Raw genomic sequence first — 23,823 nt, 5'->3', positions numbered from 1 at the left:
CCTACGAAAAGTGGTTTGCCATTGCTGTCGGGCAGATGGGCCTGCGTCCCGATGATTTCAATGCGCTGACTCCTGCCGAGTTTATATATGTGTGGCTGGGATGGAGCGAGCAGCAGCAGAATCTTTACAAACAGGCGTGGGAACGGGAACGTTGGGCGGTGTGGATTATCACCTGCATTCAACTCGACAAAAAGGATCGCCTGCCCATGACGCAGATGTTTCCTTTGCCTTGGGAAGAGGTCTCGGATATTCCACAGGAACTAACGATGGAAGAGAGAAAAGAGAGAATCAATCAGATATTAGGTAATAGATGAGTCGAAGAATAGCCGACCTGCTGATTAAAATTGGTGCAGACTCCTATGAGTTCCAACAAAAGGTACAGCAGGTTGAGAAAGGATTGGGATCACTGACCAAACGGTTGGACAAGGTCGGTAAGGAGATGTCGCTCAAGGTGACAGCTCCTATTGTCGCTTTGGGTGCAGTATCCTTGAAAGCATTTGACGACTCGGCAAAGGCGGCAGCCAAAGTGGAACAAGCTATCAAATCCACAGGTGGTGCAGCTCGTTTGTCGTTCACTCAACTCAGCAAATTCGCCAGTGAGCTACAAGGTAAAACACTTTTCGAGGACGATTTTATTCTCAATAACGCAACTGCCCAACTGCTTACCTTTACCAATATAGCAGGCGAGAACTTTAAGCGGACACAGGCGGTGGCTCTTGACTTGGCAACCGTATTAGACGGAGACCTCAAATCGGCATCCATTCAGTTGGGTAAAGCACTCAACGATCCGGTCAAAAACCTGACAGCACTATCACGTGCAGGGATTCAATTCTCGAAAGAACAAACCGCCACCATTAAACATCTGGCCGAAACCAACCGCCTGGCCGAAGCACAAGGATTGATTCTGCAAGAGTTAGAACGGCAATATGGTGGCCAGGCAGAGGCAGCCGCCAAAGTGGGACTCGGCTCTTTGCAGCAACTCAAAAACAATTGGGGCGATTTTCTTGAACAGATTGGCGCAACCTTAATGCCTGTTGTAAATAAGATTGCCGGGACATTGTCGCAAGTGGTAGCGGTTCTTCAGAATATGAATCCGCAAATGCGAGAAACGATTGTAGTCATCGCAGGTATCGCTGCCGCTATCGGGCCGTTGGCACTCGGCATTGGTGGTATTATCCGAACGCTCCCGATGCTCTCGGCAGGATTTACGGCACTGCTTTCTCCGGTGGGATTGGCGGTGGCTGCTGTATTGGCTCTCGGTGCGGCATTCTTCTATGCCCACCAACGTAAAAAGGAGATGTTAAACGAAATGACCGAGAAGTTTGAGGGGCTATCTATCGGTACGCTCGAAAAACGACTCAAAGAAAACAAGCGACTCCAGGAGGTAAACGAACGGGAATCTCCGTGGCAAGGAAACTCTCCAATTTCCAAACTGACCTACGCCTTGGATAAAGGCAAGCGCAGAGATAAACTCAAAATGGAAGAGGAGGCCTTGACCGAAGCGATCCGTAGAAATACACAAGCCTATGAGGAACGGCAGCGTGTGGAGGCGGAGTCTCAAAGGATTGCCGATGATATGGCTAATGCCCTCAAGGGTGTCAATACCGAAACCACACGTGAAACAGGTCTTATCGCCGATCTGCAAAACAAGATTGAAGATTTAGAAAAGAAAAAACTCCTCCCGAATGCTACCGTGGAGGATATTGCTGCAGCCAATGCCGAGATAGGAAAACTGAAAACGGAACTATCGAACCTGCAAAACATCACTCCCGAACAACTCAACCGTAAACCGCTTGAGCCGATAGCACCCATCGGGGCATCGCTGATTATGCCGAAGTTGGAGGTTAAACTGCCCGATCTCAAACCAATCATCACCAAGGCACAACAGCAGATGATGGAGATCCGTAGGACGGTAACCGAGGGGATTTATGGTTGGGCGGAGGCAACAAGTTCGGGACTGCAATCTTCTATTATGGAGACCGAAGCGATTGTCGGTAAATACACCGAGGCACTGGTGGCCAAGGGGTGGAAGTTCTCTGAGGCTCTTACGTTTGTGTCGGATAAGGTAAGCGAGGTGATGAAAGGATTTGATGAATCATTGAGTAATTTTATTGCAGGGAGCATCGAAGCGGCCGCCGAAGCCATTGGGCAGATCATCGCCGGGGACTTGGGTTTTGATGGATTGATGAAGGCAATCCTCTTACAGTTGGCGAGTTTCCTCAAGCAGATCGGAGTGCAACTGATAGAGTTTGGTGTGATGATTATTGCTTTTAAGATGGCTCTCAAATCGGTGCTTGCCAATCCGTGGGCAGCCATAGCTATTGGAGCGGCAATGGTGGCCGCTGCTGCGGTGATGACGGCACTGATCAACAAAAATGCTCAAAAGAATGCCCCGAAACTTGCCAAGGGCGGTCTTGCCTACGGCCCAACTTATGCAATGGTGGGCGATAATCCTAATGCCCGTATTGACCCAGAGGTAATTGCTCCGCTATCCAAGTTACAGGGAATGATGGCAGGCGGCGGAGGCTCTCAGAATATACAAATCGCCCTCAGCGGTCAATTGACAGCCAAGGGCAGAGATTTGGTATATGTGCTCGGAAAAGAGAATTTTAAGATTGATGTGTTGGGTGGTTAAGAGGTTACTCGTTTTATAGGTTACAAATTATGCAATTTATATTGTTTTATACAGTCGCAGAATGAAATGCAGAATTCTTTCCACGAAGGGTTGCATTTTTTCATAGATGAATAATCAATATTATTTTTCTTCATCCATATCAATAACATATAAATCACAATTGCATAGATACTGTCGTCATTATCATTTAGCTTGCCAAGGTAATTATATAATCTGTCATCTAAATCAGGATGAGTGTCTCCACCAGAAATGTCGGTTTTATGGCAAAAGAAAAGTGAGATAAGAACAGCTATAACACCTACTTTCTGAGATGAAATACTGTCTAAAGTTGTACATTTACTCAAAAGATACTCTATCGCAAAATCATCGGCATCAAATTCTTCTTTTTTTGATATATCTACACTTGGACAATATGTAATATGTCCGTAGTAATGATGTGCAAATTCATGCAATATAATAAAAGAAATACCTGCACAATATACAGAATTAGTTTTCTCAATATCTAATTGGTTGTCGTTAGAATATTTCTCAGGATTAGGTAATTTGAAAAATATCTCCTTATTATATTCATTTATTAAGGATAATCCAGCCTCAAATACAGACATGGATTTTTTTATGATAAATGTATTTGGATTACACGGTTTTCCATTGATTTTTGCATCCATATATTCCAATGTTTCATCAAAAGAAGAACAAATAAAATAGCTAATACACCAAAGTAACTGGTTGTAATTTTCAGACAAAATTACAGTTGATCGAGTATTAATATAAGGTAAATCATTCTCAATATCAATATGAGACTCTCTGCATCGAAAATTCACCACTCCATTGAATTTGTTGTATGTAATTTCACTTTGCAGCATTTCATTTAGCTCTATCGAAACATTTGACAACCATTCTATTACAGCATTATTTAGAGTACTTACAGGCAATATGCCATCGTTGTATTGGTGATAATTAATTTGATGCATAATTAGTTTGTTGTGACAAAGTTTCTACAAAGTTAATGCATTGGGCTGTACTTTCACGCAAGTAATTGATAAATAATGAGTGGAGTACGCATAAAAGACCTACAGAGCGCCAAATCGGTAATCGAACAAGGGTTCGATCAGTTCGAGTTTGTGGTGGATTTGCCCGATCCTGACGCTACGCTCAAAGTGTCGGGGGCGGAGCTGAAAAAGGCTATCGGAACGGAGAAGCACATCCATCCGTTGGAGGAGGTAGATGGTCTGCCGGGTGAGTTGGAGAAGAAATTCGACAGGGCTGGCGGAACAATCACAGGCGATCTGCGTGTGGATGGTAATGCTCGGATGAAGAATCTGAGTATTGACGAATATCTCGAAGTGCCGGAACTCAAATACAACCGCATCACGGCCACAGGAAACGAATTTTGGGTAACCGATGCCGGAGTGATTGACGACGCGTGGGAGGATGGAGACGGGATATTTCTGATTACCCTCAAAAAGAAACCTGGCGAGGTAACCATCAACTTTCAATACAAGGATATTCTACGAGGGATTTTCTATACGCAGGACGAAGACGGAAAACCGACCGGATTTAAAACTGCCTATTTTGAGGTGACGGGTATTATTGACGAGACTCGATTCGACTGTATTCCACTGAACGGCATTGCTCCGGAGCGGTTTATGACATTGGCCCGTCAGGGTAATAAAACCAATCCCGACCGACAAGGCTCGATTTATCTTGATGGTCTGCATAAATTTATCCGTGTTATCGACCAAGTATCGAGCGAGAAGATTGAGCAGAAAAATATCAAAGTTCAGTTGGGCGACCTTTCCCAAATCAACCATCCCGTGTTCGGGCAACTGCAAGGCTATGGGGCTTTATTGGAAAATGCCTATATCTGCGGACGGCTTATTCAACGTAACCCCGACACCGGAGAAGATTGGGTTGTGGGTGCTGTTTCGGTGCAGGGAGAGCAGGTTTTCCGATATAAAGACGACATTCCCGAACCTACGACTATTACACTGACAGCGATTGAACTTGGTATTACCTCTCCTAAAGATGCAAGGGAGTGGCAATTCAAGAATGGTACGGAGTGGATAACAATTCCTAACAGCCAATCGCTCACGTTTGAATTATCTCCCAATGCCGATATATGGTGGGATAAACGAACACTCACCCTGCGTTACTTTGCCTGCGGAGTCTATTACGACATTATCACCATCACCAAAGTGTTTGATGGCGAAGATGCCTATCAAGTGCAAGTGGTCTCCTCTAACGGGTCGAGTTTTATCAACAGCGATATTGCTACGATGCTTCAAGCAAAGGTATTCAAAGGCGTTAGGGAGATTACCGATACGCTCCCCGAGAATGCTTTCTATTGGTTTCGGGTATCAGATAATCCGGAAGGCGATGCCGTTTGGAATCAACTCCACGAAGGTGTCGGACGAACAGTCGTAATCAGCGATGAGGATGTTTATCGCAAGGCTGTGTTTGAATGTGAAGTGAATATTAATGATTAAAATAATTGAAAATGAGAAACAAACTTTTTACCTCTGAGTCCGTATCGGCAGGACATCCCGATAAAGTAGCCGACCAAATCTCCGATGCTATCCTTGATGAATTCTTGCGTCAAGATCTCAATTCAAAAGTAGCCTGCGAAACGCTATGCACTACCGGATTGGTGGTAATTGCTGGAGAAGTCAAGTCTAATGCCTATGTAGATATTCAGCAGACAGTCCGAAGAACCATTGCTGAGATTGGTTATACGAATTCCGAGTATGGATTTGAGGCAAATTCGTGTGGAGTGCTGTCGGCCATTCATGAGCAATCACCGGATATTCGACAAGGTGTAGAGCAAACCGAACAGGGTGCAGGTGACCAAGGTATCATGTTTGGCTATGCCGTCAATGAGACCAAAGAGTTGATGCCTGCCACGCTTGCTTTGTCGCACTTGCTGTTGCAGGAGTTAGATGCTATTCGCTGTAAAGGGCAAGTAATGACCTACCTGCGGCCGGATGCCAAAACTCAGGTAACCATTGAATACAACGAGTATGGCAAGCCGCTACGTATCGATACGATTGTGGTTTCGGCTCAACACGATGACACTGTTTCTGCATACGATATTCTGCAAGACATTTCGGAACACCTGATTCCGAGAGTCAAAGCAAAAGATCCGCAACTTGCCGAACTGTTTCAAGACGACTACCGCCTGCTTGTTAACCCTACGGGTAGATTTGTGATCGGCGGGCCGGCAGGAGATACGGGACTAACCTGACGAAAAATCATCGTGGACACCTATGGTGGTCGTGCGGCACATGGCGGCGGAGCGTTTTCCGGCAAAGACTCCTCGAAAGTGGATCGCTCGGCAGCATATGCGGCACGCCATATTGCCAAGAACCTTGTGGCGGCAGGCATTGCCGATGAAGTGCAGGTGCAGTTGGCTTATGCCATTGGCGTTGCCGAACCTGTCAGTATTTCGGTAAACACATTCGATACGGCAAAGGTCGCCTTAAGTGATACCGAGATTGCAGAGGTAATCTCCGAACTTTTTGATTTGCGTCCGGCAGCTATCGTGGAGCGATTCGGACTCAAGAATCCGATCTATCTCCCGACAGCATCTTATGGACACTTCGGGCGACAACCTTATGTCAAAGATGGCATGGAGTTCTTTGGGTGGGAACGATTGAATATGGTAGATGCGATTCGTGAAACCTTTAATCTCGACTAACAATGGCGGTAATATCAAGAGGACAGATTACGATTGTGGATTTGTCGGATGGTAAGTCCATCAATCTCTATTTGGGTAGTAATGTCGCTACCACGCAGATTTTCAACAAGGAGAATAGCTCCTATGTTCCGAATTGGACTGTCTCACCGTTTTTGGTGATTACTCCCGAAGTCTATGTGACAGGTGTTGCAACCAACCAGGTGGCAAGGTTAAAAGGAGTTCCCGTGTGGAAAATCAATGGTTCAACAACACTCTCAACCTATGGAGCAACGGCAGGGACTACTTCGCCCTATGCCTTGACGATTAAAAACAACATGACTTCGGTCAATCAACTTCAAGTAGAGTGCGAAGTAATCTATGTCGATCCCGACACCTCTGCCGAGACCAAAGCCAAAACGCAGATATCTTATGCCAAGAGCACCAACACAGGACAATTGATTTGTGCCATTGCCTACGCTCCACTTGGTACGGTATTCAAAAATGGGGCATCGGCAACACTTAAAGCTCACTGCGATATGTGGCGGGGTTCTACGATTGACAATACAAACGTAACTTACAAGTGGTTTAAACTCGGTAGCGGAACCTGGACGGAGATAACCTCTGCCAATGCAGGCGGTATCACAGGCTACACAACCAACGAAATCACGATTCCGGAAGCGGCAATTCTCAACTTTGAGTCGTTCAAATGTGAAATTAAGGATACGGATACCGCTTCGGGAACTTATAACACCTCGGTTAGCGATATTATCTCCTTTGCCGACATGAGTGATCCGTACCAGGTGGAGATTACCACTCCGCAGGGAACAACGCTCACAAGTGGTCTGACCTCTACAACCCTCACCACACAGTGTTGGCAGAACGGAGCTTTGCTCGCTGATTCATTCTTTACCGGAGCCACCTGTAAATGGAGAAAGTTTAATAAACTGGGCGTTCAGGATACCGCTTGGGGAACGACAGGAATTAAAACAGGACGCAGCATTACCGTTACCCGTGATGAGGTTTCGGTGGCCGCCACCTTTACAGTAGAAATAGAAAAGTAACTATGGCAGTAATCGCACGAGGACAAATAACGATTCATATTGCCGAAAAAGGCGATCCGGGAGCGTCGGGGAACTGGACATCATACGTGTTCAAATCTTCGGCCAATCAGCCTGCCAAGCCAACAGGAACAGCTGTCACGCCATCCGGTTGGGTGGATGCCCCGACTGCCACAGGCGTTTGGTGGATGAGTAAGGCAACCGTCAACGGATCGAACGGATTGGCAGGTGCATGGAGCGTTCCGGTGCGAATTACGGGTATTGACGGGAGTAATGGAACAAATGGGAGCAACGGTTCAAACGGCACGAATGGTAAAGACGGTCAATACACCGTTTACAATTTCGCAAAAAACACCTCTTTGACAGTTGCTCCCACATCGGGTTGGACTGCGGCTCCTCCGGCACTTACCACTGGGCAATACCTCTGGATGCGAACAGGAGTCGTAGTGCCACCTGACACAGCACCGTCATCCTGGAATGCCGCTGTAAGAATCAGTGGAGCGAAAGGAGATACCGGAGGAAAAGGAGATAAGGGTGAGATTGGCGACTCCATCACGGGCCGGATGCTTTTTCGTGATCCGGAGTTCTTGGTTGGAATGAATAGTTGTAGCACTTATAACAATGCTGGTAATGGAACTGTCACTGTGACCAGAATAGCTCGCCCATCCAATTGCCCCACGACCTCAAATTTCTGTTTACAGATTACTACAAGCGGAACGGCATCGCCGGATCACGGTGGATATATTCAGGCAGTTCAAACTCGTGCCAACGGAGTATTTGTATCCAGAATCATCGCTAAAATACCTGTCGGATACACAATGCGAAACGCCCATAACGCCTATGGTAACGGTGGAACAACCGTTGCGCTGACACCAATGGTGGGAACGGGAAAATACGAAATATATCTTTGGAGAGTAGTCTGTGGGACATCGGGAACGTTCTCTACCATCAACCACTATTACCTTTCTGGCGGCTCGGCTCCTGTGACTTGGTATGTGGGTTCATCGACCGTTTATGATATGAATGATACAGAGAAGTATGATGCTGCCATCTCCAACGCCGCCAAGACGCTGACCTATCGGGGAGTATTCTCATCTACGACCACCTATTTCAATACCGCCAATCAACGAAATGTGGTTAAGTATGGTTCGAGTTATTACATCTACAAGGGGACAAACGGAGTGTCCGGAGCTTGGAATGCTGCCAATTGGGAAACGTTCGGAGGAGAGTTTCAGAGTGTGGCCACAGGGATATTGTTAGCGGAGCTTGCCTACATCGAAAATCTGGGCGTTAAGAATCTCAGGACTGCCACCTCTGGTCAGCGTGTTGAGATTACGCAATATAACAATGCGTTGGCTTTCTATGATGGAAAACAATCTTATCCCGTTGTCGAGATAAAGACTACCTCGGACTCCATTTATATGGGACAGGGATCGGGTGTGATGGTAAAGCATCCGACATCCAATATCTCTATTTACAACGGTATTGTGCAGCAGGGATCTGAAGGAGCAGGTATCTCTGTGCCGATACTCCCCTGGAGTCAGCCCGAAACGATTGCTCAGAATTATATCTATCAATCATACTCCAATAGCTACACAGGCAAATACAAGACCGGACTCTATATTGACATCTCTGCATCGCAAAGCACATCTTCAGGAACAGATAAATTTGCGGCTCTGTTTGCCACCGGAGGAATATTCCTGCAAGGTGGAGCATCTGCACATCGGTCTAATAATGTATTGTGTGGAGTAACAGCGGCCGGACGGGTGTCGTCTTCCGGTTCATTACTAAATAGTTGGGTCATATCATTTATGGGAGGTTATTTAACCTCTTATAGACAGTCGCAGGGCCGATATCGAATATCCTTTTCAAACACAAGTTATCTCTACGGAGCATCTGATTACCATGTTTTTATTCTGCCTGATGCACCGAATGAACAGAATACGGGATCATACGGATGTACGATGGCGCGGACAAGTTCTTATTTTGATGTATGGATGTCGGACGACGCATCAACCAATAACTGTGGATTTACTTTTATTGTATTTCTAATCTCTAAATTCTGGTAATTATGCAACTGGCAAAACTCGACAACGGACAACTCATTACCACCTATGCGGAGGATCAAGACCGCGAACTAATCAATCTGATGGTTGCCGATGGATTTAAGATATATGTAGAAGAAGCACAGCAGCCGTTACCATTATCTGAATTCCAATCACAGCAATTATGCTATCGGGACGAGGGTTTTCAGATTGTCGGATATTATGAGATTGTAGATAATTCTCCCGAAAAAGTGGCGGCAGAGATTGAGCGTCTGAAAACAGAACTGACTTCCACCGACTATCAGATTATTAAATCTTACGAATATACATTAGCTGCACAACCACTACCATATGATCTTGGCAGCCTGCATTCAGAAAGGCAACAGTTAAGAGAGCAAATACAGAAATTAGAAAGAATGAATTAAACCCCTCGAATTCGAGGGGTTTAAAAAGAATATTCAAATCAACAGGATTCTGTTTAATCGTAACCTGAGTGTAACCAATATTCTTACACCTCTAAAATACAGCAATATAAATTGCCTTCGAGGATCTTTTGACAAATCGAACTCAGAATATCGATTGACTATTGATTTAGGACAAATTATTCATAATAGAACATTCTAAATCCCAACTCTCTATCATCAACTAAATTCCCTAACAATATCTCGGAGACCAAGATATCCTTTACGGAGACATTCGTTTGCAATATGTTTTGCAGTCTCTCCATATCCTAACTTAAATAGTTCTTCAACTATTTTTTCAAGTTCAGAGTAAATTGGAATCTTTGATTCAGACAACACTAATGTAAGTAATAACTCACTTACTTGGATAGGGCTTTTTGTGGTGAAATCATTTAATCTTCTTATTACTTGTGAGGCTGCATGGGATTGTAGGTTCTTGGTCGATAATAGCATCCATTCTTTTATTTCATCATCAATATTATCAAAAAATCCCAGCCAACGATAGCTCTCCCCGATAAAGTATTTTGCGACATCACAATCAAGGGCTTTATTTATATCATACATAAATCTCCATAGATCTCTTATTTTTTCAGTAGAAATATGTTTGTTATTTACGTTAAAGAACTGAATGATATTTTCGTAATCCGATGCGTTTCTACTTTTGATTACGGACACAAGTAACGGTGAACTCAAATCAAAATTAATCTTTTCGAAGTAATATGCCACACACATATATTGTACAACAATTTTATGCATTACCGAATCAAACAACTCTCTGTTAGCAAAGAACCTATCGTACTGCCCTGTCTTACAAAAATATTCAAAAACTTGAGTAACGGTATTATGATGAATGTGGAACCCAACCATAAACCCAATCCAGTTATCATTATCCTCTATAGGCAAGACCTTTTCTATCCAAGATTTATCTATCCAGTATAATGAATTATAAGCTTTCCCTAATGCATAGTAAAACAGAGCGTTTTTCTGTTTTTTTGAAAGCTCATCATTTAATATATGTTTTATGTCTCTATCCCAACGAGCCCCAACATTAGCCTTTGACACACAAGAAACCACTACATTATATTCGATTAGTGCATCATATAATTCACCGCTGTAGGAGTTAATATATTTGTTAGTGATGTCTCTGTCGTCTGTAGTTTCGGCATCATGACCGTTCTCATATATTCCCAATATGATGTTTTTAACTATGGGAAGATTCTCTGTCGAGAACATATGCCCATGACAATCAAGACCACAATTCAGCAGACAAAGAACCCTATGCGCAAACCACTTATTCTTATTTCGAGAACTTTCGTCATCAACATAGTCTTTTCTGAAAGACTCACAACTAACTATTCCGTATATCAATTTTAGAACTTCAATAGAGTCAATATAGGTTTTATTTTCGTAACAATATTGCCACAATCCTATAATCCATGAGTATTGAAATCCTATTGAAGCCGAGGCAATACCTTCAATATTGAGGGTGTATTTTGATATGTGATTTTTTATATCTTGCTTAACTACATCGCTTAGACCATCTATCGTGGGATCAGTAATACTTCTATATCGTAACGGTTTTTCTTCATACTTTGCATAAAACTCTATAATTTCCATGACACTCATTTTCTGGACGGATTCATAATTTAGTGGAGAGACATGCCCAAAAACACTCTCCATCCAGCCACTAAATCCCGGATGTTCTATCTCGTAGGGATATAACTCTTCTGCTTTCTTATATTCAACAATTACATCAGGATCTTCTGTTTTTAATAATGCGGTTAGCCACATTTTTTTTGATGGAGATGGATCTGTTTCTCCATTAAACTCAAAATAATCCTCTTCTTCTTTAATCCACTCTAATACTTTGCTAATTTGCTCTTTGGAAAATGTTAGGCTGTGTTTATTTAGCAACTCGAATAGCTCATGATCGTTAAAGACGTTTTTTAATGGATTAAATTTGATACCCCAGAACAGATGGTTCAATTCCTTGTATCGAGAATTAATTATATAGTATGCAATTCGAGGATATATAGTAAGTCTATCTTTATGAAGGTAATCTGATATTATTTGGATTAATCCCTCGTCACAAGGTAGCTTCAATAAGTACTCACGAATAAACCTAACAACTTGATGTGAGAAATTATCTAAATTTTGTCCATTTTGATAATGGTCCTCGATAGCGTTAATGCTATACCAGTGTTCTTTTTCAACTTTCTTCAGAGTCTTTTCTACCACTTTGAATCCATCTAATCCGCATATGCGAATGACATCTTCGTTTTTTTTGTCAATAAACTCATATACGAAATACCTATCCAATAGGGAGCGATATGATTCAAAGCGACCTCTTCCTTTCTTGTGTAGCAGTATGACAGACAAGCACCTTAATAAATTTTTCTTATCATTGACTGCAATAAATTTGTCTATAAACCTTTTCTGGAAATCATCGCTATATTGGCTGCCGTTCTCAGACTTGATAATTGCAGTTAAGTACTTGAAATGTTTTTGCTTGATCTCTTGTGTGGGAAGTATTGAAATAAGAAAAATAATTGCTGAATCTGTATTGTGATTAGTAATTCGTTTTCTATTGGCATTCTTGTATAAACATATATTATCAATAATTTTTAGTATAATGGAAAAATCAGCATCTTGATTTTGAGACAACTGCCATGCTGCATTTTGGATATATCCCAATTCTACCCAATTGGGCACTTTATATTCATTAGTTGTTTCGTCAAAAACAGGTGTAGGATTATTTGCTCCGGAAAAATACCCTTTGTTATACAATGGTTCTAACCAACTTGTACGTAAGAGTTTATTCCAGAAATATTTTTTTAAATGTTCCTCTCGAAAAAGATTTGGCAACTGTTTAATTATTAATTCTGTTGGCGTTTGATGCGATAACAAAGAATCCACCCTGTCATATATGTGGTAATGTGTTAATAATTGCAATAAAACATTTTCAAACTTACGCCAGATTAGCAAAATATCATGTGGATCTCGTGGAGCTTGCGTATTTTCATCGCTTCTATGAGCATATCTATTGAACCAAACAGCAACTTTAATGTATTCCTTAATTAATTGAGAATCCATCGACAATTCAAATGAGGCTGCAATAGAAGAAATATGCCCAGAATAGTCTTTGATATCCTGGGGAGTTACTTTATTGAGATAAATGAAGTTTTCATAATCCGATTTGTACTCTTCAAATAGAGACTCTATATATTCCTTGGTTATAGCAGTTTTTAATGTTTTTTTCTTAACAGGATCTTCAAATATAGCTCGAAGCCCACCATCTATTTCACGAAGTAAATGAGCTAATAAATTGGACTTTGATTGGATTGCACTATCTTTTATCAACAATCCATCTTTATAATATACAGCTATTTCAGGTCTGAAATATTTTAAGCCATCATATATGGACAACTCTTTATCTGACATTTTTCGATTGATTATGTCCGTATTACAGATTTGAGGCTGCGGGTTAATAGTTAAATTTTGTTTCTCTTGAATTTCCTCTGGCATATTTCTCTTATTTATCATTCTGGAAAACCAATAAGGCATTATTTTTTAATTATTTTTGCGTTCAATCAATTCATCTCAACTTGAATTTTAACATCTTCCTTGAAATGCATTTTTCTGTCAACTCTTCGATTATCTGAGTTGCGTATTGCTTTGACAGTCCTATCTCGGCGGCCAAAGCGATAACATCGGCAAGAGCAGGCTCTCCTTTACCATTTATGGTCGTTGTGTGATAACCGTTAAATCCGCTACTTGGCAAGAGGTCGTATGCAGGCGAAAGTTTCCATGCGCCATCAACCCATTGGAACGAGAAATTTTTAGCATGATCGTCTCGATTTGAAATAAAAATATTAAATACCATCAAACGAAACATCTCTGCAACCTGCGCCATATCTTTAGTAAGATTCAGTGTCAGCTTTAATAGTAGAGCGTAATCAAGACTTGGTATCCGATAATTAGCGTGTAGCAATCCGGCTGCACTAATAGTGTGAACTTTGCCTTGAGGGGTTCTGTCAAATCGTTCGACTCCAAAATAGCGGCCATCAAACAAGCGAGTTTCTGCCATTCGTATTCCACACTCTTTAGCAAGTAGCGAGTAGTTGTATTCTATTTCTCCTACATTGCCAGGATCGCTTGTTGCCTTAAACTTCACCAGCCACTCACGACTATCTATCTTAGTAAAAACTTTCGGTCGAGTCCCTCCGGATGAACCTCCATATTTATAGAGCAGATCCACAGAACCATCACCCTCCTTACTTTCAAGTATCTTTTCAGCCTCTTTAGACAAACGGTCAAAATCAAGAAACTCATCGTCTGTTACTACGCTTTTATCAGGTCGATATTCCAATGCTCCACGCCCGGTAGAGCCAATGAGCGACAGCCGTTCTAAAATATTGAGTTTATATGGATCTATTCCTTTTTCCTGTAGATAACGGTCAAGCAGAAGATTACCCCAACCGTCAGGCAAGCTATCATCGAACACTCCGAAGTTTCCGCCGAACGGATCTCGTTTGGCCATTATCAGTCCCGATTTCAACGGCAGATAGAATGGAGAGATGGAAAATCCTGTCTGCACCCAATCTGCATCGTATTCAAAACCACATAACCCTTCCGGAGTGATAGCCATTCGACCAACACGCCTGTCAGACATGAAAGCCTCTATTACTGAAATATTACTCATTCCGTTTCCCTCTCTTTCTTTGTTTTGGTTGCTCCGCTTTTATTATATCATCAATACTTTGATATGCCTTTCTGCTGAAAAGATTTTCAAATTCATCCGTCATCTCCAGTGCAAAAGCAAGCATTACTAATGAACGCAGAGATATCTCTCCAGATGACTCAAAACGCCTGTAAGAAGCCAAGGAAACCCCGGCTTTTGTTGCAAGCATATTTTGCGTCCATCCCTTTTCCAGCCGCCTTTGTTTAACACGCTTAGCAATACCCGACATTAAGGAGTCGGGTGTTTTGTCTATAAGCGTCAATATATTATCATCTATCATATATTTATTGATTTTACTGCTAAAATATAAGCACTTACAAAGTTAATCAAAGTTTCGCAATTATCAAACCAATGAGGCAAGAATAATCATTTTATAATGCTGATGACTTGTGTAACCTATCACGTAACCAAAGTTATAACCTGAGTGTTCCTGCAAATAAGCAATCGACAAATTATCTGCAACTTACCACCATTTACAGGGGTTCTTGAGGGTGTTCTTGCAAAGTCCCTTTTTTATGCAGAAAGAACGGAATTAACTCGGAACTATGGGATATAGTGTTTATGTTTGCAGTGTCATAGATTCGATAGAAGCACCTGACTAACAGTTCTTTGAAATAGTGAAAACGAAATTTTGAGCCTTTAATACCGACCATACGACACTAAATCGTAACCTGTGTGTAACCTTAATAAAAAACGGCTGGCTATATCTTTGATAATTAGCCGTTTATATTTTACCATTGATTACCCAGGCGGATCACTGAAAACAAAAGAAAAATCAAGCAAATCCCTGATAATCAAGCATTATCGGGGATTTCTTTTTTCTAGCAGGTAGCAGAAAATAACCGTTTCAAACATATTATCGGTGGATAAATCGTGGGACTAAAATTTAATCGAAAAAAGTCCCACGAATTTGCATCTTTATCGCTGATTCATAGCATTTTGCGTAGCACTACTTTGGAAGAGAATACATAGTTTTGTAACTCTAAAAACGATGTAAAAATGGCTCGTAAATCATTTTCTGTTTTGTTCTTCATCAAGAAAGGCAAACTATTAAAGAACGGTGAAGCACCCGTGTGCATGAGAATCACTGTAAACGGTTGTATGGTAGATATTTCGATCAAAAGAAGCTGCCCTGTAAACCTATGGAATCAGGCAAAAGAGAATTCAAAAGGCAAAGACCGTATGTCGGTGGAACTGAACCACTACTTAGAAATCACACGTTCACGCATACACCAAATTTATAGGGAATTGGAAACTTCCGACAAGGTTATCAATGTCGATCTGGTGAGAAAGTTATTTTATGGTGTGGATGAAGATAACAAAACGCTATTGCAGGTATTCAGGGAACATAATGAGCAAAGCCGTAAGTTAATTGGCAAAGACTTTGTTAGTAAGACAGTGCAACGGTATGAAACCACTACCCGATATTTAGAGGAATTCATCAAAAAAGAATATCAGCTATCGGATATTCCCCTGAATAACTTAAAAGCTAATTTCATTTCTAAGTTTGACGCTTTCTTGAAGATTGAAAAAGGTTGTGCGCAGAACTCCGCTATCACCCGATTGAAGAACTTGAAGAAGATTATCCGTATTGCTTTGGAAAACGACTGGATTAAGAAAGATCCATTCGCTTACTACCGCTTCAAGTTAGAAGAAACCGATCCTGAATTCCTGACAATGGACGAGATTAAAATCATTCTCGCCAAAGAGTTTACTATTAAGCGAGTAGAACAGGTACGGGATATTTTTGTATTTTGCACTTTCACTGGCTTAGCGTTCAGCGATGTGAAAGATTTATCTCCTGAACATTTAGTAAGAGATAACAAAGGGGAGCTTTGGATAAGGAAGAACCGCCAAAAGACAAAAATCATGTGTAATATTCCTGTGTTACCTGTGGCAGCTTCTATACTTGAAAAGTATAAAAATGTGGTAGAATGTACCGGAAAACTATTGCCAGTATTGAGCAATCAACGCATGAACAGTTATTTGAAAGAGATTGCAGATGTATGCGGATTACAGAAAAATCTGTGCACACATTCAGCCCGACACTCCTATGCCACTACTATATGCTCACAAATTATATTTCTGAAAAACAATTAGTTATGAAGCGCATAATCAAAAAGGGTAATGGTTTAGCAACGTGCTATCTACTTTAAAATTCTTAGAATTACATCATTTCAATAACCTATTACAAAGGTAATGCTAAATCTGATAAAAACAAAAAATAGATTACCTTTCTATTCATACAGTTTTTTGTGTTCTCAAATATTATACTGATATTTGTTGCATATTATAGTCTCCGGGGATATTTCCTTATACAACAAAGAAAAAGGGATATAATATAATTTACCTCCACTTATTAAACTTTTAAATATCAGATAATTAATGGATGAAATAAATGCAAAACTCATAGAAATTAAAGATACACGTCAATTTCATGATGTAATTTCTAATATATGGGCATTAGAACAAAATGCGAATAATGAGGAATCTGATATTCTTTCTATTGAACGAAGAGTATTATTTCACTTTTATGATCATCTTACAGGAGAATTAAAAACAAATGGACAGTTACAGAATAAATATGACGAACCATTATGCTCAGACTTAAATCATAATGAATTAGAATACTTAAAGACAAGGTCTTCCAACGCTTTGGTGCATGGATTTTACTCTCATGTAATTTGGAAATATTCTCATCATAGAAATTTTGCTTTATTTGCGATAAGAGACTATTTGAAAATAATAAGAACGAAGAATTATAAACTGTCTACTTATTTAGACCTAGTTCGCTCAATAGCATTTTTGTCTAAAGAAACCAAATTATTATATGACGATGTAAAAAATGAGATATACAATTTGTTGAATGGTGATTATATTTCTGTCTGGGCTAAATGCAGTATTATTTCCAGTCTTTACGAATCTAAATTCTTCAAATCAGAAGATTTGCGTGCATATTTAGAAGTATCAAAAGCTTGGGTTAAAGAGATCGATAATAGTTATTCTCATAATGAAAAACTATTGCTCACAATGATAAAAGTGTCTCAATCTCTTAATTATGATAACAAATCCTATTTCAAATTATTAGCAGAAAATGAAGACTGTATAATTGAACAGCACGAAGGAGATTTTATATTGCCACAATATTTATTTAAAAAAGCATCATATTATAAAAAAGGAGGTTTTGAACAAGAATTTAGAGATACAATGATACTGTATAATCAAGCCAAAACAAAAATGAAATTTTCCAATATTAAACAAGAACTAGATGAAGATCAAAGCAAACTCATAAATGATTATATTAAAAACTGTGTTGAAGAAATTCTGTCAATAAAAGATCCGATTGAAATATTACAATACATAGGGGTCTATATACAATGGTTTCCTTCAAACTCTGATTTAGAGATTATGACTAAAAACTTAAATATGAATTCAATCCGACAATTTGCCACTGTTGTGTATTTCGATATAAATGGTAATCCAACAATTCAAAATAAAGATCGTAAAGAAAAAGAACATACTACCACATCATTCACATTTTATTATACTATAATGTGTCAATCAGTTGTGATGAAGGTGCTAATAAAAGCTATTGAAGAAAAACTATTCTCTTTTGACTATTTAATTGAATATTTAAACAACACATGGCTACATAAGCGTTACACAATAGCAAATCGAAAAGAACATGAAAACGAATCTTGGATTAATATAATGAAACCAGGATTAAAAGAATTATGTGATCAGTTTATATTAGCTTCAAAGTCTGATTCTTTTCATAAATGTAATTTCATTTTATGCATAGATTCTTTGGTTCCCAAATTGGAAGGAGCTATAAGAGACTTAATTCGCCTTTTGGGAGGAAATACTACTATTGAAAAAAACAATGAGGTTTTAGAAAAGACTTTAGAACAGTTACTAAATGAAGAATATTTACTGAAGATATTAGATAAAAAAGAGATTGCATTTTTCAAATACGTATTAACAAGAGATGGCTTAAATATACGCAACAATATTGCACATGGATTTACATTTTCCACAAATTACTCCTATCAAATGGCTATTAATATTTTTTTATGCATAATAAAATTGGCTTCAATAGATATTTCATGGGATACCATCTTTAAAACGAACAATAATTGAAGTAAAATATTTAACGCTATAGTTTTCTTTTTAAATCTCGGAAACTTTCTCTTCTTAGAAGTTGGTCTTTTTTCTTTGGAAATATCCGAACACTTGTAGGGGTATATTTCTAGAGGAACAAGAGACATTAATAAATTTGTCATTAGATTATTTCCCTGATTGAAAGATAGATTAGTAGAAATATTGCTTTCTTGTTTATTAGCAATATGTTTATCAGTATCGAAATCTTGCCTACTTACTCTCTTGTTTTCAAGATTGAAAGAAAGCAAGTTTTCTTGACCGCTTTCATTATTAGTTGCTATCTCTCTTTCACCATATTGCATTTCTTGTTCCTGAACTTTAATTTGTTTGACTATAGAGTCATTCTTCATCGTGTTGGCATACTCAAAGGATTCAGATAATTGGCGGTTATAACCGAACAGCTTATCGAATCCTTGTTCTACCTGCTGGAATAGGTTCACATGGTCAAAACCGCCTGTTACCGTCCCTTTTGGGTGTTCTTGTGATTGGTAAGCGATGACAGCTTCTTTTTATTGGCTTGGTCTTTTCGGCTCACAATCAAATGACAGTGCATATTCAGTTCGTTGTCAGAACGACTACGGTCGAAATGAATTTTGCCGTAAAACTTTATATCTGTTTCGGATAGCCCTTTATTGAAATTCTTGGCATATTCGGGAATGAATACTTCCCTGATATAGCGTTTCATCGCTTCGGCTTTCTCCTGTTCGGTGTTCCCCATTGCCCTAAGTTCGCTTTCCGATGGGCTGACATGGATAGCGAAAAACTTTGCATCTATTTTCAGGAGTTGCCCGATATTGGTGTCTATGTTCTTAATAACCTTTGATTTGTATATATTATCATCCGTCAGGTCAAAAAAGCCATCGGTATAGATTCCTTTCTCCATCCGCTCCAAATCCTCATGTTCACAATATGAGACTAATTGTCGGCTACTTCCTGCATTGTTATATGTTCCGCCCGATGGTGAGGCAAAATCTATGTGCATGGTTTTCTATGTATTTATTAGGTTGGTAATTTCAGCCTTTAGGCTCTCTTTCTTCTTGCTATCCATTACACCGCAAGCGGAGAGTTCCGAATACAGTTGTATGAGTTGAAGTAACCTTTTGTAATCCCGTTGGTGTATCTGATAGAGTGCAGAGAGTTGTTTCCCCTGCTGGTTGATTACATCGGCGTGCTTGCCGAACTGTTCACTTACCTTTTGCAGTACGGCTGTTTGTTTGCCCTGACTGGATTCCAATTGAGAAAGGATAAGTGTTTCCAATGTCTTACCAATACCATCAAACCGAACTGCAATAGAATTAGCGGTTCGTATCATGGGGTTTAGTTGTTCCTCCTCATAGTGTCGGATGAAGCGGATAATATCATCCTGCCGTTTGTTTATCTTCGCCAGTTCCGATTTTACAGATTCCGGTGCTTCCGATGGGTTGATACACGCTTTATCAATATAGACAAATGCCAACCTGACTATTTCACCCTTTTTCAGCGAATAGCGTTTGCAGAGCTTATCTATTAGCTTTCCTGTCTGTCGGTCTATCCCGATGGTGGTGAGAGTGGATATATTACTGGTCTTATCCATGATTATAACTTTTTTATAAAGAAAGTAAGATTCATTTGGTTGATTATAAGCGGAATACGTTTCAGACTTATAACCACTGTTATAAACGGTTACGAATGTAATCTATTAAAGCCGAAGGCTTTGCCCCGCAGGGCAAGAGGGAGAACAGGACAAAGTCCAGTTCCCTCTTGCTTCATTTAGCAAAACGAGCCGAGCCACTGGGCGAGGCGGTTTCTGCTAAATGGGAAGTGGTGGCACTTCATCAGGCAGTAACATTACCCACCCTATTTTGCTTCGGCTTGCGTATCTAGCTGATTTTCCTTTTTGAACCGTTCATAGGTCTTGCAATCGGCATTTTCCTGTACAAATGCCCGAATGTCCGATGCTCGGTAGTAGGTCTTATGACTTATTGTAAAGTAAGGAAGTTTGCCACTTGCCCGATAGCGTTGCAGAGTTCGGAAAGACACTTTCAGCAGAAATGCCAAGTCCTGATTATCTAACAACTTGTCGTTGGGGTCTAATACGTTGTCGGTATTGATTAGGGATTTCAGGTCTTGCCCGATTTCGGAGAGCTTCTTAGACAGTCGTTCCATCCACTTGTCGAAGTTTTCATTGTCTATATACATTTTGCTTCATTTTTAAATTAAACATTAAGATTACCAATCAATTGATGAAGCAAAGTTCGGCAAATGGACGCAAATAAGTTAGGGGTGTACCAGTGGTACACCCCTATAAATAGTTGATAAGTTGTTGATTTACAAATATCCTTTATTCTTACTTTCTTCGGCAATGGCTTTGCGAAGTGTATCTAAAAACTCGGTTACTTTGGATGGCTTACGCTTAATAACACTCTCATGCTTCTTGTGAATATCACCCAGTTTGATATTAAAGAGGTGTTCAAACGCTCTTCCGATTTCTGTTAGTGGTGATTCTGTTCCGTTGTGGGTAACTACTCGTTTAGATAAGAACAGTCCGCTCACCATCTCCATAATTTCAATGAGATAGGTTTCGTCAGTTAGATGAAGCGGTGAGAGTGGGAATTTGTTCTTCCGACTCTGGAACTGAACCGGATATTTGATTCGCATATTGAGTATGCGGATTTCTGTATTTACAAGTCCTATCGCTTCATCAATAAGCAATAGCAAAGCATTTTTCCCCCTGCTCAAATTGCACTCGATGCGATTTAAGCCTGTTTAGTCCAAAAGAGAGATAGCGTAACAATACAGCATAGTCCTGTTCATTTATAGCAACGTTTGCCAAATGCTTGGCAAGTTCTTGCAATGCAGTCGTAAAATCATTTACGACAAACTCTTTCTGTGAGTATTCCGACAATAGCCGGAAAAATCTCTGTTCAGATAGTTCATTCATGCTTCATACAATTAAAGATGTCTTTTAATTTTTATATTCTGTTTTTTGTTAATGGTATCATGATATAAACTCCCGTCAAACTCCTTATATCGAGCGTCTTTGTAGATTCCAACCAGTTTTTTGCTATAATCCTGAATCATCGAATTGGATTTTTGGGATAGGTTGGTCGCTAAAATTCCACTTCCCAATATGCCCGGATTACAGACTATTGTATCTTTCTTTATGGCGTTCATAATCAGTTCTGAACACGCATAATCTTTAATACCTGCCTTGTCTAACTTCTCCGACACGGATTTATTGAGTGCCTGTTTATCGTTAATGGTCATAAATCCGTACCACAACAAACACTTCATTCCCAATTTGGTAGCACCGATTAATACATCAAGATAAGTATGCCCGTTGCTATTGGGTTTATCTATTTCGTAAGGGTCAATATGTAGAAACGTGGATTTGGGTAATGATGGCAATAGTTTTAATACTCCATCAGTCGAATCACAATTGAATGTTCTAATTGGTGGTGCAACTGCTTGGTGTCTTGCAAATGATTTGATATTATCCAATGCCCTTTTTTCTAAATCAAAGAATAGACACCCCTTAACGTCATTATTCAATACTTTCATGGCTAATGCTGGAGAACCTAAATAGTTTCCGCTTGCCATGCTTTCATTCTCCAATTGATAATAAAGGGAGTTTTGAAATGTAGCATCTTCGTTCGCCTCGTTCAAGAAATGATAAATACCATATTTCTGTTCGGGGGTATGTACCATTGTATAGATGGCACACGCTGAATTTGTTTCTACATATATCTGCGGTTTCTCAATTTGAAGAACCTCGCAGAGAACAAGATGTTTGAGAACATCGGGTTGTTTGCCGAAGTGAGTGTAAGTTACCATAATAATTCTGTTTATCATTTATGGTGGCAATATTAAGCAGTAGAAAGCAAAAAAGCCTTGACGAAAGTCAAGACCTCTATTTTTGCTGTTGTTTTTTGCGGATTCTGCTTAGTGTTTCAGGAGTTACACCGAGAAATAGTGCTATTTCTTTTAGGGATATTCGTTCTTGTAAATCGGGACAGCGTTTCATTAATGCCTGATAGCGTTGTTCGGGCGTATCGCAATAGAACCCTAATAAGCGTTGGTATATCTCGGCAAACATGGTTTCGGCAATTCGTCTGCCTAAACGCTGTGTTTCCATATCGGTTTCCCAAAATTGGTTGAGTTCGCTTAATGGGAGTAAATAAACCTCGCAATCAGTTGTTGCCTGTATACTAACCGTTGCACCAATTCTATTGATTAAAGATGGATAATCACATACGAAATCATTCTCAAAACTATAACCAACAATCCATTCGTTCCCGTTTGTATCTATGCGAGTAAGTCGAAATATACCTGAAGTAACAAAGCCTATATGATTCGTCTTATCGTTTTGACGAACCATATATTCATTTTTTCTAAGTATTTTCGGTGTGCCACTTTCAAGAAATAGTTTCTCTAATCTCGTGGCATCTACACTCTCACTCGCATTGAATCTATCCATGTTAAATGCTTTATAATTGCAAAGATACGAGAATGATAGCTATGTTGGATAATAATCTAGATAAATTGGCAACTTCTCTATCGGCAAACTCAAACAATACATTTTTTCCGAAACGGATTAATAACATTAACTCTATCAGTGTAGCATCCAGTCTGTGCAAGTCTTAAGTTGAAAATACAACCCGAAGCGTAGCGCAGGTGTGGAGATTTTCAGCTTAACCCGTAGGGCTTGGACTTGAACGGACTGGATGCGGAGCTTACCTTTGTTAATGTTTTAGTCTACTTTGGAAAAGATTATCAAACTATCCCCTCTTTATTCTTCGGATATATTTCATTGATTTTTTTCCAATGAGAAAAGTTCTTGTGTGCAACCTCGGAAGTAATGTCACTTTCAGCCACTTGATATTTACCACTTACTTTCGTAAATAGCTGTTTCATATCTTCATTTACTTTCTGATTGGTGATTTGTAGGCTCGGCAGATGGCGCCTTGCCACCTTGCAGTGGTAGGTTTCCATCAGCCTGCCCCCGAACCGTACTTACACGTCTCCATGTATACGGCTCTCCATCTATAATATCATTTTTTTTTATCACAG

Annotated in this window: 18 protein-coding genes and 3 pseudogenes; 9 read left to right on the top strand and 12 right to left on the bottom strand. The window is 40.0% G+C overall.

Annotated elements, in window-relative coordinates; all coding sequences use genetic code 11:
• Window positions 1-35 precede the first annotated feature (35 nt).
• Together PHO71_RS16685 and PHO71_RS16680 are read left to right on the top strand one after the other, a co-directional pair.
• A complete protein-coding gene (locus PHO71_RS16685) occupies window positions 36-314 on the top strand; it encodes a hypothetical protein (protein ID WP_300205476.1) in 279 nt (92 codons plus the stop codon).
• On the top strand, window positions 311-2,635 hold the full coding sequence (locus PHO71_RS16680) for a hypothetical protein (protein WP_300205474.1): 2,325 nt from the start codon (window positions 311-313) through the stop codon (window positions 2,633-2,635). The genes PHO71_RS16685 and PHO71_RS16680 overlap by 4 nt, the downstream gene beginning before the upstream one ends.
• Before the next feature lie 20 nt (window positions 2,636-2,655).
• Here PHO71_RS16680 and PHO71_RS16675 read toward each other — a convergent pair whose 3' ends face one another.
• Complete coding sequence (locus PHO71_RS16675; RefSeq protein WP_300205472.1) at window positions 2,656-3,606, bottom strand: phage exclusion protein Lit family protein; 951 nt, start codon at window positions 3,604-3,606, stop codon at window positions 2,656-2,658.
• 75 nt (window positions 3,607-3,681) lie between these two features.
• On the opposite strand from PHO71_RS16675, the gene PHO71_RS16670 reads away from it, so the two are divergent.
• The 5 genes and pseudogenes from PHO71_RS16670 (at window position 3,682) to PHO71_RS16650 (ending at window position 9,836) form a co-directional block, all read left to right on the top strand.
• A complete protein-coding gene (locus PHO71_RS16670; protein ID WP_300205470.1) occupies window positions 3,682-5,121 on the top strand; it encodes a hypothetical protein in 1,440 nt (479 codons plus the stop codon).
• Between the two features lie 11 nt (window positions 5,122-5,132).
• Window positions 5,133-6,329 (top strand): annotated as a pseudogene (gene metK / locus PHO71_RS16665) (methionine adenosyltransferase).
• 2 nt (window positions 6,330-6,331) lie between these two features.
• Window positions 6,332-7,369 carry a hypothetical protein gene (locus PHO71_RS16660; protein WP_300205468.1) on the top strand — a complete coding sequence of 346 codons (1,038 nt, stop codon included), beginning with the start codon at window positions 6,332-6,334 and terminating at the stop codon, window positions 7,367-7,369.
• Window positions 7,370-7,371: 2 nt separating this feature from the next.
• On the top strand, window positions 7,372-9,435 hold the full coding sequence (locus tag PHO71_RS16655) for a hypothetical protein (protein ID WP_300205466.1): 2,064 nt from the start codon (window positions 7,372-7,374) through the stop codon (window positions 9,433-9,435).
• A 2-nt stretch (window positions 9,436-9,437) separates the two neighbouring features.
• Entirely contained in the window at window positions 9,438-9,836 is a 399-nt protein-coding gene (locus PHO71_RS16650) for a hypothetical protein (protein ID WP_300205464.1), read from the top strand.
• Between the two features lie 216 nt (window positions 9,837-10,052).
• Here PHO71_RS16650 and PHO71_RS16645 read toward each other — a convergent pair whose 3' ends face one another.
• From PHO71_RS16645 to PHO71_RS16635, 3 genes are all read right to left on the bottom strand, one after another.
• Window positions 10,053-13,397, bottom strand: a complete 3,345-nt coding sequence (locus tag PHO71_RS16645; protein ID WP_300205462.1) for a hypothetical protein — start codon at window positions 13,395-13,397, stop codon at window positions 10,053-10,055.
• Between the two features lie 70 nt (window positions 13,398-13,467).
• A complete protein-coding gene (locus PHO71_RS16640) occupies window positions 13,468-14,574 on the bottom strand; it encodes a type II toxin-antitoxin system HipA family toxin (protein ID WP_300205460.1) in 1,107 nt (368 codons plus the stop codon).
• Window positions 14,567-14,893 carry a helix-turn-helix transcriptional regulator gene (locus PHO71_RS16635; RefSeq protein WP_300205458.1) on the bottom strand — a complete coding sequence of 109 codons (327 nt, stop codon included), beginning with the start codon at window positions 14,891-14,893 and terminating at the stop codon, window positions 14,567-14,569. Before PHO71_RS16635 ends, PHO71_RS16640 begins: the two co-directional genes overlap by 8 nt.
• 719 nt (window positions 14,894-15,612) lie before the next feature.
• Here PHO71_RS16635 and PHO71_RS16630 point away from each other — a divergent pair.
• Both PHO71_RS16630 and PHO71_RS16625 read left to right on the top strand, forming a co-directional pair.
• Window positions 15,613-16,683 (top strand): annotated as a pseudogene (locus PHO71_RS16630) (site-specific integrase); the annotation flags it as partial.
• 315 nt (window positions 16,684-16,998) lie between these two features.
• Window positions 16,999-18,753: a DUF4209 domain-containing protein gene (locus tag PHO71_RS16625; RefSeq protein WP_300205456.1), complete on the top strand. Its 1,755-nt coding sequence runs from the start codon at window positions 16,999-17,001 to the stop codon at window positions 18,751-18,753.
• A gap of 239 nt (window positions 18,754-18,992) precedes the next feature.
• Here PHO71_RS16625 and PHO71_RS16620 read toward each other — a convergent pair.
• The 8 genes and pseudogenes from PHO71_RS16620 to PHO71_RS16585 all read right to left on the bottom strand — a co-directional run.
• A pseudogene (locus PHO71_RS16620) lies at window positions 18,993-19,756 on the bottom strand (DUF5712 family protein); the annotation flags it as partial.
• Window positions 19,757-19,762: 6 nt separating this feature from the next.
• Window positions 19,763-20,347, bottom strand: coding sequence for a BfmA/BtgA family mobilization protein (locus PHO71_RS16615; protein ID WP_300205454.1), 585 nt, complete (start codon window positions 20,345-20,347; stop codon window positions 19,763-19,765).
• Between the two features lie 263 nt (window positions 20,348-20,610).
• Window positions 20,611-20,952 (bottom strand): helix-turn-helix domain-containing protein, encoded by a 342-nt coding sequence (locus tag PHO71_RS16610; protein WP_300205452.1) that lies wholly within the window; start codon window positions 20,950-20,952, stop codon window positions 20,611-20,613.
• A 129-nt stretch (window positions 20,953-21,081) separates the two neighbouring features.
• Entirely contained in the window at window positions 21,082-21,492 is a 411-nt protein-coding gene (locus PHO71_RS16605) for an RteC domain-containing protein (RefSeq protein ID WP_300205450.1), read from the bottom strand.
• Window positions 21,455-21,694 carry a hypothetical protein gene (locus PHO71_RS16600; RefSeq protein ID WP_300205448.1) on the bottom strand — a complete coding sequence of 80 codons (240 nt, stop codon included), beginning with the start codon at window positions 21,692-21,694 and terminating at the stop codon, window positions 21,455-21,457. The genes PHO71_RS16605 and PHO71_RS16600 overlap by 38 nt, the downstream gene beginning before the upstream one ends.
• A gap of 11 nt (window positions 21,695-21,705) precedes the next feature.
• Window positions 21,706-22,587: a hypothetical protein gene (locus tag PHO71_RS16595; RefSeq protein ID WP_300205446.1), complete on the bottom strand. Its 882-nt coding sequence runs from the start codon at window positions 22,585-22,587 to the stop codon at window positions 21,706-21,708.
• Between the two features lie 76 nt (window positions 22,588-22,663).
• Window positions 22,664-23,230 carry a Crp/Fnr family transcriptional regulator gene (locus tag PHO71_RS16590; RefSeq protein ID WP_300205444.1) on the bottom strand — a complete coding sequence of 189 codons (567 nt, stop codon included), beginning with the start codon at window positions 23,228-23,230 and terminating at the stop codon, window positions 22,664-22,666.
• A 296-nt stretch (window positions 23,231-23,526) separates the two neighbouring features.
• Window positions 23,527-23,667 carry a hypothetical protein gene (locus tag PHO71_RS16585; protein ID WP_300205442.1) on the bottom strand — a complete coding sequence of 47 codons (141 nt, stop codon included), beginning with the start codon at window positions 23,665-23,667 and terminating at the stop codon, window positions 23,527-23,529.
• Between the last annotated feature and the right edge of the window lie 156 nt (window positions 23,668-23,823).

Source organism: Bacteroides sp. (assembly GCF_028690125.1).
In the GTDB taxonomy this organism is placed as follows: domain Bacteria; phylum Bacteroidota; class Bacteroidia; order Bacteroidales; family Bacteroidaceae; genus Bacteroides.
This window is presented reverse-complemented; position numbering and strand designations above follow the sequence as displayed.

Coding starts and splice junctions, on each gene's coding strand:
- PHO71_RS16595 (WP_300205446.1), bottom strand. CDS start 22,587: ATGGTAACTTACACTCACTTCGGCAAACAACCCGATGTTCTCAAACAT.
- PHO71_RS16685 (WP_300205476.1), top strand. CDS start 36: ATGGGCCTGCGTCCCGATGATTTCAATGCGCTGACTCCTGCCGAGTTT.
- PHO71_RS16660 (WP_300205468.1), top strand. CDS start 6,332: ATGGCGGTAATATCAAGAGGACAGATTACGATTGTGGATTTGTCGGAT.
- PHO71_RS16600 (WP_300205448.1), bottom strand. CDS start 21,694: ATGAATGAACTATCTGAACAGAGATTTTTCCGGCTATTGTCGGAATAC.
- PHO71_RS16585 (WP_300205442.1), bottom strand. CDS start 23,667: ATGAAACAGCTATTTACGAAAGTAAGTGGTAAATATCAAGTGGCTGAA.
- PHO71_RS16610 (WP_300205452.1), bottom strand. CDS start 20,952: ATGTATATAGACAATGAAAACTTCGACAAGTGGATGGAACGACTGTCT.
- PHO71_RS16615 (WP_300205454.1), bottom strand. CDS start 20,347: ATGGATAAGACCAGTAATATATCCACTCTCACCACCATCGGGATAGAC.
- PHO71_RS16670 (WP_300205470.1), top strand. CDS start 3,682: ATGAGTGGAGTACGCATAAAAGACCTACAGAGCGCCAAATCGGTAATC.
- PHO71_RS16625 (WP_300205456.1), top strand. CDS start 16,999: ATGGATGAAATAAATGCAAAACTCATAGAAATTAAAGATACACGTCAA.
- PHO71_RS16645 (WP_300205462.1), bottom strand. CDS start 13,397: ATGCCAGAGGAAATTCAAGAGAAACAAAATTTAACTATTAACCCGCAG.
- PHO71_RS16650 (WP_300205464.1), top strand. CDS start 9,438: ATGCAACTGGCAAAACTCGACAACGGACAACTCATTACCACCTATGCG.
- PHO71_RS16675 (WP_300205472.1), bottom strand. CDS start 3,606: ATGCATCAAATTAATTATCACCAATACAACGATGGCATATTGCCTGTA.
- PHO71_RS16590 (WP_300205444.1), bottom strand. CDS start 23,230: ATGGATAGATTCAATGCGAGTGAGAGTGTAGATGCCACGAGATTAGAG.
- PHO71_RS16635 (WP_300205458.1), bottom strand. CDS start 14,893: ATGATAGATGATAATATATTGACGCTTATAGACAAAACACCCGACTCC.
- PHO71_RS16640 (WP_300205460.1), bottom strand. CDS start 14,574: ATGAGTAATATTTCAGTAATAGAGGCTTTCATGTCTGACAGGCGTGTT.
- PHO71_RS16680 (WP_300205474.1), top strand. CDS start 311: ATGAGTCGAAGAATAGCCGACCTGCTGATTAAAATTGGTGCAGACTCC.
- PHO71_RS16655 (WP_300205466.1), top strand. CDS start 7,372: ATGGCAGTAATCGCACGAGGACAAATAACGATTCATATTGCCGAAAAA.